Source organism: Acerihabitans sp. TG2, assembly GCF_035013185.1.
Lineage (GTDB): Bacteria > Pseudomonadota > Gammaproteobacteria > Enterobacterales > Enterobacteriaceae > Acerihabitans.
In genome coordinates, this window is sequence record NZ_JAYGJO010000002.1 from 93,945 (window position 1) to 109,756 (window position 15,812).

Genomic DNA, 15,812 nt, shown 5'->3' on the forward strand with positions numbered 1-15,812 from the left:
GCCCAATCAGCCAACAAACAAATTTACTCAGGCAAGGGGCATCATCCGCCCGCACGCAGCGACATAATACCGCAGATCACAGTTGGCGAAATCGGTTGCGCAGGCCGAAGGCCTCAGAGGTCACATAACGCTCCACCTGGCGCAGGTGCTGCTCGTCGTCTTGTAATTGCAGCGCCACCCGTTCCAACTGCCGCGCCGGTGAAATATAACGTCTCGCGGTTTCCTGGGCTGGCGCCGGTTCAAGCCAATATGCCAGGATCACGTAAGCGATGATAGTCAAGAGAAACAGACCAAAAAACATCGATAACACTACGATTAAACGCACCAGTTTCACCGGCACGTCAAGATAATGCGCCACCCCGGCGCAGACGCCTTTGATCATGCCTTCATCGGGTCTGAGATAAAGCTGTGGCTTTTCGCGCCTGGCCATAATCACTGCCTCCAGTTGGGATGTTCAGCATCCAATATATCTTCCAACGCGCGGATGCGCGCCTGCATACGCTCCGCCTCTTCGGTTAGCTGAACCAAGCGGCGACTGTCTTGCGCCTGCAGCACCGATCCCTGTCGACGCTGGCTGTTGTAATGCAACCATAACCACACCGGCGCCACAAACAGGACGAAAATGGTTAACGGGATGGCAAGCACAATAAACAGGGCTTCCATGTTTGCTCCTTATTATATTCTGTTGATATCGCGTAGGATCGCCCCCAACTGGCGTCGACCACCCTGCCCCGGCGGCAGGCGAACCCTGCCGCACCCGCTACTCTATTTTATTCATCCGCGCCTTGAGTGCCGTCAACTGCGCGCTGATTTCATCATCGGCCTTGAGTTCGGCGAACGCCTGGTCTAACGACTTTTGTTTACCAAAACCGACACTTTCCGCTTCCGCTTCCATATGATCGATCCGACGCTCAAACTGCTCAAAACGCGCCATGGCCTCATCAATTTTGCCACTGTCCAACTGACGGCGAATATCGCGCGACGATGCCGCCGCCTGGTGACGCAGCGCCAAGGTCTTCTGTCGGGCACGGGTTTCCGACAGCTTATTTTCCAGTTCACCGATTTCACGCTTCATGCGCTCTAGGGTCTCTTCTATCACCGCAACATCTTGATGCAAAAGGGTGATCAGTTTGGTCAAACGCTGCTTTTCCATCAGCGCGGCACGGGCCAGATCTTCTTTATTCTTCACCAGCGCCAACTCGGCCTTTTCCTGCCAATCGGCCTGCTGGGTTTCGGCCTGATCGATGCGCCGTAACAGCTGTTTCTTTTCTGCCAACGCCTGAGCCGACGTGGTGCGAACCTCGACCAGGGTATCTTCCATTTCCTGGATCATCAAACGTACCAATTTTTCCGGGTCTTCGGCTTTGTCCAACAAGGCATTGATATTAGCGTTCACAATATCGGTAAAACGAGAAAAAATCCCCATGATGTCATCCTCTTAAACAGTGGTGGCTGAAAATTGAGTTATCCGTGACAGCCGAATTAACGATTACAGTAGAGTTATTTACAATAATCATGCCAAGAGTTCTGTAAATTTAATTTATTGATTTTAAGCCATTTTTTAAATTGACTCCATCACAGCATCTCCTATAGTGATAATTAACACTACTAGTTGGCGAAATTTACCATGAGCGAAAACCATGACAATTTGCTGGGCCAATCCAACAATTTTTTGGAGATGTTGGAGCAGGTTTCCCGGCTGGCGCGGCTGAACAAGCCGGTGCTGGTTATTGGTGAACGAGGTACCGGTAAAGAACTTATTGCACGCCGGTTACATTATCTCTCCCCTCGCTGGCAAAACCCGTTTATTTCCTTGAACTGCGCGGCGCTTAATGAAAATCTGCTGGACTCAGAACTGTTTGGTCATGAAGCCGGTGCGTTTACCGGTGCGCAAAAACGTCATCAAGGCCGGTTTGAACGTGCAGACGGGGGAACGTTATTCCTTGATGAGTTGGCAACCGCCCCGATGATGGTGCAGGAAAAGCTGTTGCGGGTGATCGAATATGGCGAACTCGAGCGGGTTGGCGGCAACCGCTCGTTGCAGGTGGACGTGCGCTTGGTATGCGCCACCCACGCCGATTTACCTCGATTAGCCAAGACCGGACTGTTTCGCGCCGATTTGCTGGACCGGCTGGCATTTGACGTGGTAGCTCTGCCGCCGCTGCGCCGACGCCAGCAAGATATTATGCTGATGGCGGAGCATTTTGCTATTCAAATGTGTCGCGAAATCAATCTGCCCTTGTTCCCTGGTTTTACCCCGAACGCGCGCCAAACCCTGTTGAACTATGGCTGGCCCGGTAATATCCGCGAATTGAAAAATGTGGTGGAACGTTCGATTTACCGTCATGACAATAGCGAAAAACCGTTAGACGACATCCTGTTGGATGCTTTTGCACTGGTGGAGCAGACACCGCCGCTCGACGTCACAATCGACGACACGGCAAGGGCGTCCCTCCCATTGGATTTAAAACAATGGCTGGAGTTGCAGGAGAGAACGTGGGTGGAGCGCGCACTGGTGCAGGCGCATTATAACCAGCGTCAGGCAGCCGAATTACTGTCCTTGACCTATCATCAATTGCGCGGTGTGATGAAAAAACACGCGATACGAATCGGCGGAAACGGCAATGAAGAGGAGACCGTCGAGTAAGCCTCCCCCCAAAAAAAAGCCGGCATCTAGGCCGGCAATAAAAATAATACAGGAAGCAATGTGAGCAATGTCGTGCCGGAGAACGCTAAGTGGGGCTTATCATCCAACGGCATGTGAATGATAATGCTTATCACTAGCAATTGTAAAGTGATTTAATGATAATCTTTATCATTACCATACAGTTATTGGGGTTCTTTTTCTCCATCACCGGCTTTTTACGCCTTGGCCGCAGGTTTATGTGCGCCGCGATTGGGCGTGAGGCCAGAGTGAGGTAAACTGATAGTATTGACTGGCAGAATGTAAGTGGTTATGGGAATTAAACGTTCTTTTTGGCTGGCGCTGTCTTTTGGCCTCACCCCGTTATTATTCAGTCCGCACACGGTTGCCGCACCACAGCCGGTTCCCCTGCAGGACATTCGCCAAAGCGGTTTTGTTTACTGCGTTAACGGCCTGCTCAACACTTTTAATCCCCAGATGGTCAGCAACGGATTAACCGTGGATACGCTGTCAGCGCAGCTTTACGATCGGCTGTTGGGGGTCGACCCCTATACCTACCGGCTCATCCCCGAGCTGGCGCAAAGCTGGGAAGTGCTGGACAATGGTGCCACCTATCGGTTTCATCTGCGTAAAAACGTCCAGTTCCAGCACACTGCCTGGTTTACCCCTACCCGCACGCTTAACGCGGACGATGTGGTGTTCAGTTTTTCCCGCATGTTTGATAAGCATCATCCTTATCATGACGTGAACGGCGGCGATTACCCCTATTTTGATAGTCTGCAGTTTCCCGATTCGGTGCAAAGCGTGCGCAAACTCGATAACGATACCGTCGAGTTTCGACTGAAAAACCCCGATGCCTCTTTTTTGTGGCATATCGCGACCCATTATGCGCCGGTACTCTCTGATGAGTACGCCAAGCAATTAAGCGCTGCCGATCATCAAGAGCTGATTGATCGCCAACCGGTGGGCACCGGCCCGTTTATGCTTGATGAGTACCACGCCGGCCAGTTTATCCGTCTGCTGCGCAATGATCACTACTGGCGTGGCCTGCCGCGCATGCGCCAGGTGGTTATCGATCTGGGCGCCGGCGGTATCGGCCGACTGTCCAAGTTACTGACCGGCGAGTGCGATGTACTGGCCTATCCGGCAGCCAGCCAGTTAAGCATCCTACGCGACGATCCCCGCTTGCGACTCACTCTGCGCCCAGGCATGAACATTGCCTATCTGGCGTTTAATACCGGCAAACCGCCCTTGGACGATATACGGGTGCGCCATGCGATCGCCTTGTCGATCAATAACCAGCGCCTGATGCAGTCCATTTATTACGGCACCGCAGAGACAGCGGCATCCATACTGCCACGCGCATCGTGGGCTTATGATAATGATGCCAAGGTGACTGAATACAACCCGCAAAAAGCACGGCAGATATTACATGACCTGGGCAAAGAGCATCTCGAGTTGAGTTTATGGGTCCCCACCGCCTCTCAATCCTATAACCCCAGCCCGCTGAAAACTGCGGAGTTAATCCAGGCCGATCTGGCACTGGTAGGCATCACTGTGAATATTGTGCCGGTGGAAGGCCGTTTCCAGGAAGCGCGATTAATGGCCACCGATCACGACCTGACGCTGGCCGGCTGGTCAACCGACAGTAACGATCCGGACAGTTTTTTCCGGCCATTACTCAGTTGTGCCGCCATCCGCTCGCAAACCAACTATGCTCACTGGTGCCAGCCAGCGTTCGATGAGTTATTACACTCGGCGCTGTTGTCGCAACAGCTGTCCGGGCGGATGGACGCTTATCGCGCGGCGCAAAAGATCCTAGAACAACAGCTGCCGGTGTTGCCACTGGCGTCATCGCTGCGCCTACAGGCCTATCGCTACGACATCAAGGGTTTAATTCTCAGCCCATTTGGTAATGCCTCGTTTGCCGGGGTATACCGTGACGATGATCAGGAATCCAAACCATGATTATATTTACTCTGCGTCGGATTGTTTTATTACTGATCACGCTGTTTATTCTGACGTTGGTTGGATTCAGTCTAAGCTATTTCACACCCAATGCGCCGCTGAGCGGCGCGGCCATCACCGATGCCTATCTGTATTACTTCAATAGCCTGTTACATTTAAATTTTGGTGTATCGAACATTAATGGCCAACCCATCGGCGAGCAGTTACGCAGTGTGTTTCCCGCTACGTTGGAACTTTGTGTGCTGGCGTTTATTTTGGCGCTTTCCATCGGCATTCCTTTGGGCATTATTGCTGGCGTAAACCAAACCAAGTGGCAGGATGTGAGTATCAGTGTGTTTGCTTTGCTTGGTTTATCGATGCCGGTGTTCTGGCTGGCGTTGCTGTTAACGCTGTTTTTCGCGCTGCATCTCGGCTGGTTACCGGTCTCAGGCCGCTACGATTTGCTCTATCAGATCAAACCGATTACCGGTTTTACCCTGCTGGACGCCTGGTTATCCGACTCGCCGTATCGCCAGGAAATGATGACCAGCGCACTGCGGCATATGATATTGCCGATCACCGCGCTGGCGGTCGCACCCACCACCGAGGTGATCCGGTTGATGAGGGTCAGCACCGCCGACGTGTTCGGCAGTAACTATGTCAAAGCGGCAGCCACTCGGGGTCTGACCCTGACGACCATTATTCGCCGCCATGTGCTGCATAACGCATTGCCACCAATCATTCCCAAATTGGGACTGCAGTTCTCTACCATGCTGACGCTGGCGATGATCACCGAAGTGGTTTTTAGCTGGCCCGGTCTTGGACGCTGGCTGGTGAATGCCATTCGCCAACAGGATTATGCCGCGATTTCTGCGGGGGTCATGGTGGTCGGTGCGCTGGTCATTGGCACTAACGTCTTGACAGATGTGCTTGGTGCCCTGGCAAACCCGCTGCGCCATAAGGAATGGTATGCTCTCAGATAATATTTACCGTGAAAAACGCATGCCAGGACCGCTGCGTTATGTCGGCCGTATTTTTTATCACGACACCATGGCGATGATTGGTTTGTATGGTTTTCTACTGCTGATCTTGCTGTGCGTATTTGGCTCGTGGATAGCACCTTATGCGCTGGATCAACAGTTTCTGGGTTACCAACTGCTGCCACCTTCCTGGTCACGTTATGGTGATGTTTCGTTTTTTCTTGGTACCGATGATCTGGGTCGCGATGTGCTCAGCCGACTGCTGGCCGGTACCGCCCCCACCGTGGGTTCAGCACTGCTGGTCACCCTTGTCGCTTCGGTGTGCGGCGTGGCGGTTGGCGTGCTGGCGGGCGTGACCCACGGGCTTCGCTCGGCGGCACTTAATCATATTCTGGATACGTTGCTGTCTATCCCTTCGCTACTGTTGGCCATTGTGGTGGTGGCGTTTCTTGGTCCCAAGCTTGAACATGCGATGCTGGCGGTATGGCTAGCCTTGTTGCCGCGTATTGTGCGTACGGTTTACAGCGCGGTGCATGAAGAATTGGAAAAGGAATACGTCCTGGCGGTACGCATTGACGGCGCGTCCATGGTGCATATTCTGCGTTATGCGGTGCTGCCAAATATTGCCAGCCAGTTGGTCGTGGAATTTACCCGGGCATTATCTATGGCCATACTGGATATCGCCGCTCTGGGTTTCCTGGATTTGGGGGCCCAACTGCCGTCACCGGAATGGGGTGCCATGATGGGGGATACCCTGGATTTAGTGTATGTGGCACCCTGGACGGTAATGTTGCCCGGTGGTGTAATTATGGCCAGCGTGTTGATCGTAAATCTGCTGGGCGATGGCCTACGCCGCGCGTTAATTTCAGGGGTTGAATAATGCCATTATTGGATATCCGTAATTTAACCATTGAATTTATGACTGACGAAGGACCGGTTAAAGCCGTCGATCGGGTCAGTTTTACCCTGACCGAAGGTGAGGTCCGCGGGCTGGTAGGCGAATCTGGCTCCGGCAAGAGCCTGATTGCCAAAGCCATCTGCGGCGTCACCAAGGATAATTGGCACGTGACGGCGGACCGTTTTCGTTTTAATGATATTGATCTGCTGCAGTTGACGCCCCGTGAGCGACGCCGGTTGGTGGGCCATAATGTATCGATGATCTTTCAGGAACCACAATCGTGCCTCGACCCGTCGGAAACCATCGGCCGCCAGTTGATGGAAGTCATCCCTGGATGGACCTATAAAGGGACCTTATGGCACCGGTTTGGCTGGCGCAAACGCCGCGCCGTCGAGCTGCTGCACCGGGTTGGCATTAAAGACCATAAAGGCATCATGGGCAGCTACCCTTATGAGCTCAGTGATGGCGAATGCCAAAAGGTGATGATTGCCATCGCACTGGCCAACCAGCCTCGGTTGTTGATCGCTGATGAACCCACCAACGCCATGGAACCCACCACCCAAGCGCAGATTTTTCGTTTGCTCGCAGGACTGAACCAGAACAACAACACCACCATTCTACTGATAAGCCATGATATTCAGATGATGAGCAAATGGGTTAACCGAATCAACGTGCTTTATTGCGGACAGACCGTAGAAAGCGCCACCTGCGAGGAATTAATCGCCACGCCGCACCACCCTTATACTCAGGCGCTTATTCGCGCCATCCCTGACTTTGGTCGCTCGATGCCGCCCAAAAGCCGGCTCAATACGTTACCGGGCGGCATTCCTTCGCTGGAAAACTTGCCCATTGGCTGTCGTTTGGGACCACGCTGCCCTTACGCCCAAAGGACCTGCGTCGAAATGCCGCCCCTGATGCCGGTAAAGAACCATTGGTTTGCTTGTCATTTTCCGCTGAATATGGAAGGGCAACAATAATCATGGAAACCTTATTGGAAGCACGCAATTTGACCAAAACCTTTCGTTATCGTACCGGGCTGTTTACCCGGCATCAGATAGACGCGGTCAAACCCCTGAGTTTTATCCTGCGTGAGGGACAAACTCTGGCCATTATCGGTGAAAACGGTTCAGGCAAATCCACCCTGGCCAAGATGCTGGCCGGTACTCTGGAACCCACCGGTGGTGAATTATTGATTGACGATCATCCGTTGACCTTCGGTGACTATCGCTATCGTAGCCAGCGTATCCGTATGATCTTTCAGGATGCCGGCAACTCGCTCAATCCCCGCCAGCGCATCGGGCCGTTGCTGGATGTTCCATTGCGATTAAATACCGACCTGCCCGCGCCAGAACGCGAACGTATTATCAACAAGACCCTGCGCCAGGTGGGTTTGCGCCCTGACCACGCATTTTATTATCCCCATATGTTGGCCCCCGGGCAAAAACAGCGCGTCGGCCTGGCGCGCGCGCTGATCCTGCAACCAAAAGTGATTGTGGCGGACGAGGCGTTGGCTGCACTGGATATGTCCATGCGCTCGCAAATTATCAATCTGATGCTGGAATTGCAGGCTAAACATGGCATCGCCTATATCTACGTCACCCAGCATTTAGGCATGATGAAGCATATCAGCGATCAAATCATGGTGATGCAACATGGCGAGGTAGTGGAACGCGGCAATACGGCGGACGTGTTGGCCGCCCCGCTGCACGACCTGACCAAACGACTGATAGCCAGTCACTTTGGCGAAGCACTGACCGCGGATGCCTGGCGCCGTGATGGGGTGATGGGGTGATGGGGTGATGGCTGATGGGCTGACCCCGGTTAACCGCAGCGCGCACCGGTTGAACTCAACCGGCGGTGAGACTAAAGCAACACAGCCGGATCGGCGCGTTTAGCCAGCCATAGGCGGGCGAAACCGAACAAGGTGGTGGCCAGCGGCGTCGCCCGGCCAGTTTCGGCGATGACAATCGCACTTTGGCGTTTCATGGCCGGTAACGTGAGGGTTCGGGTATGCAGGTCTGGCGTCATGCCGGGCAGCAAATGGCCGCGCGGCATGATGCCACAACCCAGCCCGGTAAATATCCCTTGTAGCAGTTGAAAAATCGATGCACTTTCCAACGTGATATGGGGTATCACCCCGGCGGCGCGGAAATGTTCATCCAGGTAACGGCGAAAATAACGGCTGGGTTCAGTCAGGCACAGCGGCAGATCGGCCAGTTGATTGAGGGTCAATGCCCCGTCGCCCACGATGGCGGGAAAATGACCTGGATGAAATAGCAATTCGGTTGGCGCATCCGGCAAGCACGCTACCTGGTAATGTAATTCATGCAATAATCCCAGCTCAAAAAAACCAATGCTCATATCAATGCTATGATTGGCCTGCGCCTCGACCAACGCATCGGCGCTGAGTACTGTCACCTGATATTGCAACGCCGGATAGTCCAGGCGGGCATCAAACAACAATTGCGCCAAGGGAATACTGCACTGGGGCACTATACCAATACGCAACGTACCTGCTTGCCCGTGCTTGAGCGATTCAACCTCCAGTTTCAAACCCTGGTAAACCGAGACAATCTCCCGCGCCCAGGTTAATACCCGCGCCCCTTCGGCAGTAAACCCCTGAAAACTGTTACCACGATTAATCAACGCCACGCCCAGTTCCTGCTCCAGGTTTTTCAGGCGGACAGAAAGCGTGGGCTGGCTGACGAAACTGGCTTCGGCGGCGCGCCCAAAATGGCGCTCACGTTCAAGATTGCACAAATAAATAAGCTGCTTTATATCCATAAGGTCGAGGGGATCCTGCCGGGCTTGGACGATACTGCCAGTATATCATCTTCAACAACTGCCTACGGCGTATCAGGTGGCTGTCCCCAGCGCCGTTTTCACATCCTGTGCGATTTTTTCCACCTGAGGGCCATAAATAACCTGGATATCATTCTCACTGACTCGCTTGACCCCGCTGGCGCCACTGAGCATCAGCGTACGATCGATCACCAAGCGCATATCCTGGACCCTGACCCGCAACCGGGTAAAACAGCAGTCTACCTCGGTGATATTGGGCGCCCCGCCCAAACCGGAAATGATATTGACCGCCCGTTGGCCCGCGGCGAGGGGCGGGCGTTGCACAACATCAGGCTCCTCATCCTCGCGACCGGGCGTTTTAACCGCCATGCGGATAATCACTACACGGAACACATAGTAATAAAGTGAAAAGTAGATCGCGCCGAGTATTACCGGATACCACCAATGGGTTTTAGTACCACCCAGCACCCCAAACACGATCAGATCGATCGCACCACCCTGGACATTACCAATCATGACCTGCAGCAGATCCATCAGCATAAACGACAGGCCGCTCATAACGGCGTGGAACAAATACAGCACCGGGGAGACAAAGATAAAACAGAATTCCAGCGGTTCGGTAATACCGGTGGTAAAGGACGCCAGCATACCGGCCATCATGAGGGCTTTAACGCGTATTTTATGCTCTGGGCGCGCACAGTGATACATGGCCAACGCTGCGCCGGGCAGGCCGAACATCATTACCGGAATTTTACCCTGAGCCAGGAAGCGGGTAGCCTCGCGTACCACCCCATCGTTTAGCTGGCCGGGATGGGCCAGCGCGAAATTGAAAATGTTCAGCGCCCCAACGATAGTCTGGTTATCTACAGTGACAGTGCCGCCTATGGGCGTAAAGCGCGCAGTTTCATTGAGAATATGGTGTAAACCGGTAGGGATCAGCAACCGTTCGGCAAAACCATACAAAAACATACCATACTGGCCGCTTTTGCCGATAAGTTGGCCTACCCAGGCGATGCCCGCGCCAATCGTCGGCCAGATAAATGCCAGACAAATGCCGATCAACGGCAATACCACCACCGTCACAATGGGGACAAAACGCCGGCCACCAAAAAAGCTGATTGCCGTCGGCAACACGATGGTATAGCAGCGATTATGCAGTGCCACCGTAATTAAACCGGCGATCACCCCTCCCAACACGCTCATATTGTAGGTAAACACACCGAGCGTTGGCGCAAATTGCGATGAATAGATAAGGGCATCATTCATGGACATCCCGCGCGCGGTCAGCGCCGCCACCGTTGTGGTCGCCTGGGTTATCCCCTGTGCCGCCAGGCTGGCGCTGATGCCGACATGCATGGCAATAAACCCAATCGTTGCGGCGAACGCCGCCGTCGGTTTTTCCGCCTTAGCCAAACCGATAGCACAAGCCAGAGCAAACAACAGCGGCAAGTTGCCAAATACCGCACCGGCCACCTGGCGAATAAAACCAATTGCGAGTTGAGGATATTTCAAACTAGCAAACGCATCACCGGTGACCGCCGGGTTTTGCATCGCTGCCGCCAGACCGAGAAAGATACCTGCAGCGGCAATCACCGAAATCGGCATCATCAACGCCTTGCCTAATCCATGGATTTTGCTGGCAAATTCTGTCATAAACGGGATTCTCAGGTTAACTTAAGAACGTTAATTATGAGTCAACAGAATTAATTGGTGGCGCGTCAACGACAGTTATGGTCTAAACCTTGAACAACCTCACAGTTATCTCGCTATTTCAAGCTCAATCGCCCCCTATGTCATAGTCATAGTCATTGTCTATCCTGTGATAACGCCATTCGATTAGACTCATTATCATTAACTCACTAGAATTAACCGGATAAGACCAAGGTGTTAAAAATCATTTAACATCCATCCATTATTATTCACCTGCGAACAGGCAACATGAAATTTAAACCGTCGGTCAAACCTTACCAAGGTGCAGCGGGAGGCTGGGATTCGCTTGAGGCCACTACCCGCTACGTATTAGACAGTAAACAAGCGTTCAAAAACATCCGCAACCTGCTGCGGGTCAACAAATCCAAGGGGTTCGACTGTCCCGGCTGTGCTTGGGGCGATGACAATACCAGCACATTCAGCTTTTGTGAAAACGGCGCCAAAGCGGTCAGTTGGGAAGCCACACGTAAAGGGCTGAACACCGCATTTTTTGCGCAAAACAGTGTGGCTAAGCTGTATCAACAAAGTGACTATTTCTTAGAGTATCAAGGCCGTCTCACCGAGCCTTTGCGCTACGACGCTCAAACCGACCGCTATGTGCCGATAAGCTGGCAGGCGGCGTTCACACTGATTGCCCAGCATCTGCACAGGCTGGATAACCCCAACCAGCTGGAACTTTATACCTCGGGACGTGCCAGCAACGAGGCGTCTTATCTTTATCAACTGTTCGGGCGGATGTTCGGCACCAACAACTTTCCTGACTGTTCCAACATGTGTCATGAAGCCAGCGGCAGCGGCCTTAAACAAAGTATTGGCGTCGGAAAAGGCACCACTCTTTTGAATGATTTCGAGTCTGCTGACGCCATCTTTGTCTTCGGGCAAAATCCCGGTACCAATCACCCCCGCATGTTGCACAGCCTGCGCCACGCAGCCGATCGTGGGGCCAGCATCGTGACGTTTAATACCCTGCGCGAACGCGGTCTTGAGCGTTTTGCCGATCCGCAAAACCCCCTCGAATTGCTGACGCCGAAATCAGGGCGGATCAGCAGCAGCTATTATCAACCCAATCTGGGTGGCGATATGGCCGCAGTGCGCGGCATGGTCAAGGCGTTACTGGAGACCCACCGTCAGCATCAAGCTGAAGGCCTTGCAGGACTGTTCGATGAACAGTTTATTACCTTGCATACACAACAGGTAGCAGAGTATTTAGCGGCGGTAGACGCCACCCCCTGGCAACAAATTGTGGCCCAGTCTGGACTTAGCGAGACACAACTGCGTGAAGCAGCAGCAATATACCAGCGGGCCAAGCGGGTCATTTGCACCTGGGCAATGGGCATCACCCAACATAAACACTCCATAAATACCGTCAGGGAGATCGTTAACCTGCAGTTGCTGTTCGGTCAGATAGGTAAACCGGGCGCTGGACTGTGTCCGGTACGCGGTCACAGCAATGTCCAAGGCAATCGTACCATGGGGATTGACGAGAAGCCGCCTGCCGCAATGCTTGACAGCCTGTCGGCGCATTTTCACTTCGCTGCGCCCCGCGCCCCGGGGCATAGCACCGTCGAAGCGCTGGAGGCGATGTTGGCGGGTGAGAGCAAAATCCTGATTGCCCTCGGCGGCAACCTGGCTGTGGCAGCACCCGATACCGCCCGCACCGAAAGTGCCATCCGCCGCTGCGAACTGACGGTGCATATCGCCACCAAACTTAACCGCAGCCACCTCATTACCGGCAAGGATGCGTTGATCTTACCGGCCCTTGGCCGCACCGATCGCGATATCCAGGCGACCGGAAGTCAATATATCACCGTCGAAGACTCCTTTAGCATGGTGCATGCGTCAGAAGGCGTGAACCCGCCAATATCCCCGCTGCAACGTTCTGAAACCGCCATAGTGGCCGGCATCGCAGACGCGGTACTGGGCGCACAGACGCTGGACTGGCTGCAGTTGGCGGGCAATTACAATTTGATACGCGACCATATTGCCGCCACCCTGCCCGGCTTTACCGATTTTAACCAGCGCTGCGAACAGCCGGGTGGATTCTACCTAGGCAACACCGCCGCTGAACTGCGTTTTACTACTCCCTCCGGTAAGGCCCAATTTAGCACGGCGGCGCTGCCGGACACGCTGTTCCCACAGATCGCCGGACAGGCAGTACCCTTTACCTTGCAAACCCTGCGTTCCCACGATCAGTACAACACCACCATTTACGGCATGGACGATCGCTATCGCGGCGTTTACGGCCAGCGGGACGTGGTATTTGTTCATCCGCAGGATCTGGCTGAGCTTGGGCTGCAAGACGGTGACCGGGTGGATATTGAAACCCTGTGGCATGATAAGGTTAGCCGCAGAGTCACTGGATTTAAGGCCATCGCTTATGATATTCCCCGCGGTAATTTAGCGGCCTACTATCCCGAAACCAACCCACTGGTGCCACTATCGAGCTTTGGCGATGGCACCCATACCCCGACGTCTAAGTCGGTACCCGTACGCCTGACCCGAGCACAAAACGTCGCCACCGACCGAATTATCTAGCTTTTTTACCTGCTTTTGCCGCCCGCCGCCGGCGCGGGTGGTTTTTTTTTCTGCCGAGATCAGGTCGTTATGCTTGCCGCCGCCGGTCGATTCGCGTAAAACTATCAGCCGTTATTGAAGTCTTTTACACTCATATTTCTGGACATTATGTTTCAAGATAACCCGCTGCTAGCGCAGCTTAAACAGCAGCTTCACTCTCAGACGCCGCGTGTCGAAGGCGTGGTCAAAGGTACTGATAAAGGGTTTGGCTTCCTTGAAGTCGATGCTCAAAAAAGCTATTTCATTCCGCCGCCCTTTATGAAAAAAGTGATGCACGGCGATCGGATCACCGCCAGGGTGCGTGCCGAAAAAGACAAGGAGATAGCTGAGCCGGAAGAGCTGCTTGAGCCATTTTTATCGCGCTTTGTCGGCCGTGTTCAGTTAAAAGACGATCGTCTATCCATTGTGCCGAACCACCCGTTGATCAGGGAGGTTATCCCTTGCCGGCCGTTACGCGGCCTTGAGCATGCTTTCCAAACCGGCGATTGGGCTGTGGCGGAAATGCGCCGCCATCCGCTAAAAGGCGATCGCCAGTTTTACGCTGAAATCACCCATTTGGTCACTACCGGCGATAACCATTTCGCGCCTTGGTGGGTCACCTTGGCCAGACATAATCTGGAGCGTGAAGCGCCGCAGATGCCGGAAGCCCTGAAACTGCATGATGACAATCTGGTGCGCGAAGATTTGACCGCGCTGGACTTTGTCACCCTCGACAGCGCCAGCACCGAGGACATGGATGACGCCCTGTATGTTCAAACCGGTGAGAACGACCAACTGATATTAACCGTTGCCATTGCCGACCCCACCGCGTACGTACAGGCTGACAGTCCGCTGGACAATATCGCCCGTGAACGCGCGTTTACCAACTACCTGCCTGGGTTTAATATCCCCATGCTCCCCCGGGATTTGTCGGATAACATCTGCTCATTACGCGCTAACGAACGCCGACCGGCATTGGCCTGTCGCGTCACCATTAGCGCTGATGGCAGCTTGGGCACACCGCATTTCTTTGCGGCTTGGGTGGAATCAAAAGCCAAGCTGGTATACGACGAGGTTTCCGATTGGTTGGAGGACCAGGGTACCTGGCAGCCGGCCAACGACGCTGTCGCCGACCAAATTCGTTTATTACAACGCGTATGCTTATCCCGCACGGCTTGGCGTAAGGCCAATGCACTGGTGTTTAAGGACCGCCCGGATTATCGGTTTGTGCTCGACGATCGGGGTGATGTGCTGTCGATTCAGATCGAACCCAGACGTATCGCCAATCGCATGGTGGAAGAAGCGATGATCGCGGCCAACATCTGTGCCGGACAGGTACTGCGCACCGGCCTTGGTTATGGGCTGTACAATGTTCATAACGGCTTTGATGAAGTTTTGGTGGAACAGGCGGTGGCCGTGCTGGCGGCTAACGACGTGCAGGCCGATGCGGCTACGTTACTGACTCTTGGGGGTTTTTGCCGTTTGCGTCGTCAGTTGGACGCTATGCCAACCTCCTACCTCGATAGCCGAATTCGCCGTTTCCAGACCTTTGCGGAAATCAGCACCGAACCAGGCCCCCACTTCGGTTTGGGTCTGGAAGCATACGCGACCTGGACCTCACCGATCCGCAAGTATGGCGACATGATCAATCATCGCCTGCTTAAGGCGCTGTTAGGCCAGGGCACCGCCAGTCGCCCCTCCGAGGAGATCACCGTGCGGATGTCGGAGCGTCGTCGGCTGAACCGCATGGCTGAGCGTGATGTGGGGGACTGGCTGTACGCCCGTTTCCTTAAGGACCAGGCCGGCGGTGATAAACGTTATGCCGCGGAAATCATCGACGTTTCCCGTGGTGGTATGCGGGTGCGTTTAATGGAAAACGGTGCGGTAGCATTTATCCCGGCGCCATTTATCCATAACGTGCGTGATGAACTTGTCTGCAGTCAGGACACCGGTACGGTATTGGTAAAAGGTGAAGAACGTTATCGCCAGGGAGACACCATGGAGGTCACCGTGGCCGAAGTCCGGCAGGAAACCCGCTCGGTGATCGCCCGACCGGCCTGAGGTGAATAAGATGCTCGCGACGGCTGTGGCTGGCGCGAAAAAAGCCCTCATGCCTTGCTTGGCATGAGGGCTTTTTTTTAAACCACCGATATCACGAAAAACATGCAATAGCGGTTACGTTTTATCGGGATCGTCGGAACGGCTAACTCGTTGCCTAAAATGTGAAAACCCTCTGGAAATGATCGCCAGAGGGTGAGTGTTGTCTCGTTTACAGCGT

The 15,812-nt window shown here is 53.8% G+C and carries 13 protein-coding genes; 8 read left to right on the forward strand and 5 right to left on the reverse strand.

The window, feature by feature from the left end; all coding sequences use genetic code 11:
* Positions 1-76: 76 nt before the first annotated feature.
* The 3 genes from pspC to pspA form a co-directional block, all read right to left on the reverse strand.
* Positions 77-430, reverse strand: coding sequence for an envelope stress response membrane protein PspC (pspC, locus tag SJI19_RS02285; protein WP_323476649.1), 354 nt, complete (start codon positions 428-430; stop codon positions 77-79).
* A 2-nt stretch (positions 431-432) separates the two neighbouring features.
* Positions 433-663, reverse strand: a complete 231-nt coding sequence (pspB, locus tag SJI19_RS02290; protein WP_323476650.1) for an envelope stress response membrane protein PspB — start codon at positions 661-663, stop codon at positions 433-435.
* A gap of 97 nt (positions 664-760) precedes the next feature.
* Positions 761-1,426, reverse strand: coding sequence for a phage shock protein PspA (gene pspA / locus SJI19_RS02295; RefSeq protein ID WP_323476651.1), 666 nt, complete (start codon positions 1,424-1,426; stop codon positions 761-763).
* Between the two features lie 201 nt (positions 1,427-1,627).
* Here pspA and pspF point away from each other — a divergent pair, with 201 nt between their 5' ends.
* The 6 genes from pspF (at position 1,628) to sapF (ending at position 8,261) form a co-directional block, all read left to right on the forward strand.
* Positions 1,628-2,647, forward strand: coding sequence for a phage shock protein operon transcriptional activator (gene pspF, locus SJI19_RS02300; RefSeq protein WP_323476652.1), 1,020 nt, complete (start codon positions 1,628-1,630; stop codon positions 2,645-2,647).
* 309 nt (positions 2,648-2,956) lie between these two features.
* Positions 2,957-4,612: an ABC transporter substrate-binding protein SapA gene (sapA, locus tag SJI19_RS02305; RefSeq protein WP_323476653.1), complete on the forward strand. Its 1,656-nt coding sequence runs from the start codon at positions 2,957-2,959 to the stop codon at positions 4,610-4,612.
* A complete protein-coding gene (gene sapB, locus SJI19_RS02310; RefSeq protein WP_323476654.1) occupies positions 4,609-5,574 on the forward strand; it encodes a putrescine export ABC transporter permease SapB in 966 nt (321 codons plus the stop codon). The genes sapA and sapB overlap by 4 nt, the downstream gene beginning before the upstream one ends.
* A complete protein-coding gene (gene sapC / locus SJI19_RS02315; protein WP_323476655.1) occupies positions 5,561-6,451 on the forward strand; it encodes a putrescine export ABC transporter permease SapC in 891 nt (296 codons plus the stop codon). The genes sapB and sapC overlap by 14 nt, the downstream gene beginning before the upstream one ends.
* Positions 6,451-7,446, forward strand: a complete 996-nt coding sequence (sapD, locus tag SJI19_RS02320; protein WP_323476656.1) for a putrescine export ABC transporter ATP-binding protein SapD — start codon at positions 6,451-6,453, stop codon at positions 7,444-7,446. Before sapC ends, sapD begins: the two co-directional genes overlap by 1 nt.
* A 2-nt stretch (positions 7,447-7,448) precedes the next feature.
* Positions 7,449-8,261: a putrescine export ABC transporter ATP-binding protein SapF gene (gene sapF / locus SJI19_RS02325; protein WP_323476657.1), complete on the forward strand. Its 813-nt coding sequence runs from the start codon at positions 7,449-7,451 to the stop codon at positions 8,259-8,261.
* 71 nt (positions 8,262-8,332) lie between these two features.
* Here the strand turns inward: sapF and SJI19_RS02330 are convergent, their stop codons facing one another.
* Together SJI19_RS02330 and SJI19_RS02335 are read right to left on the reverse strand one after the other, a co-directional pair.
* Positions 8,333-9,253, reverse strand: coding sequence for a LysR family transcriptional regulator (locus tag SJI19_RS02330; protein WP_323476658.1), 921 nt, complete (start codon positions 9,251-9,253; stop codon positions 8,333-8,335).
* 72 nt (positions 9,254-9,325) lie between these two features.
* Positions 9,326-10,924 carry a PTS transporter subunit EIIC gene (locus tag SJI19_RS02335; protein ID WP_323476659.1) on the reverse strand — a complete coding sequence of 533 codons (1,599 nt, stop codon included), beginning with the start codon at positions 10,922-10,924 and terminating at the stop codon, positions 9,326-9,328.
* A 285-nt stretch (positions 10,925-11,209) separates the two neighbouring features.
* Here SJI19_RS02335 and SJI19_RS02340 point away from each other — a divergent pair, with 285 nt between their 5' ends.
* Both SJI19_RS02340 and SJI19_RS02345 read left to right on the forward strand, forming a co-directional pair.
* Entirely contained in the window at positions 11,210-13,516 is a 2,307-nt protein-coding gene (locus SJI19_RS02340) for an FdhF/YdeP family oxidoreductase (RefSeq protein ID WP_323476660.1), read from the forward strand.
* A 147-nt stretch (positions 13,517-13,663) separates the two neighbouring features.
* Positions 13,664-15,595, forward strand: a complete 1,932-nt coding sequence (locus tag SJI19_RS02345) for an exoribonuclease II (RefSeq protein WP_323476661.1) — start codon at positions 13,664-13,666, stop codon at positions 15,593-15,595.
* Positions 15,596-15,812: the final 217 nt, after the last annotated feature.

What these genes read in the sequence shown, in the direction of transcription:
- pspC (WP_323476649.1), bottom strand. Translation starts at nt 430, where the DNA reads ATGGCCAGGCGCGAAAAGCCACAGCTTTATCTCAGACCCGATGAAGGC.
- pspB (WP_323476650.1), bottom strand. Translation starts at nt 663, where the DNA reads ATGGAAGCCCTGTTTATTGTGCTTGCCATCCCGTTAACCATTTTCGTC.
- pspA (WP_323476651.1), bottom strand. Translation starts at nt 1,426, where the DNA reads ATGGGGATTTTTTCTCGTTTTACCGATATTGTGAACGCTAATATCAAT.
- pspF (WP_323476652.1), top strand. Translation starts at nt 1,628, where the DNA reads ATGAGCGAAAACCATGACAATTTGCTGGGCCAATCCAACAATTTTTTG.
- sapA (WP_323476653.1), top strand. Translation starts at nt 2,957, where the DNA reads ATGGGAATTAAACGTTCTTTTTGGCTGGCGCTGTCTTTTGGCCTCACC.
- sapB (WP_323476654.1), top strand. Translation starts at nt 4,609, where the DNA reads ATGATTATATTTACTCTGCGTCGGATTGTTTTATTACTGATCACGCTG.
- sapC (WP_323476655.1), top strand. Translation starts at nt 5,561, where the DNA reads ATGCTCTCAGATAATATTTACCGTGAAAAACGCATGCCAGGACCGCTG.
- sapD (WP_323476656.1), top strand. Translation starts at nt 6,451, where the DNA reads ATGCCATTATTGGATATCCGTAATTTAACCATTGAATTTATGACTGAC.
- sapF (WP_323476657.1), top strand. Translation starts at nt 7,449, where the DNA reads ATGGAAACCTTATTGGAAGCACGCAATTTGACCAAAACCTTTCGTTAT.
- SJI19_RS02330 (WP_323476658.1), bottom strand. Translation starts at nt 9,253, where the DNA reads ATGGATATAAAGCAGCTTATTTATTTGTGCAATCTTGAACGTGAGCGC.
- SJI19_RS02335 (WP_323476659.1), bottom strand. Translation starts at nt 10,924, where the DNA reads ATGACAGAATTTGCCAGCAAAATCCATGGATTAGGCAAGGCGTTGATG.
- SJI19_RS02340 (WP_323476660.1), top strand. Translation starts at nt 11,210, where the DNA reads ATGAAATTTAAACCGTCGGTCAAACCTTACCAAGGTGCAGCGGGAGGC.
- SJI19_RS02345 (WP_323476661.1), top strand. Translation starts at nt 13,664, where the DNA reads ATGTTTCAAGATAACCCGCTGCTAGCGCAGCTTAAACAGCAGCTTCAC.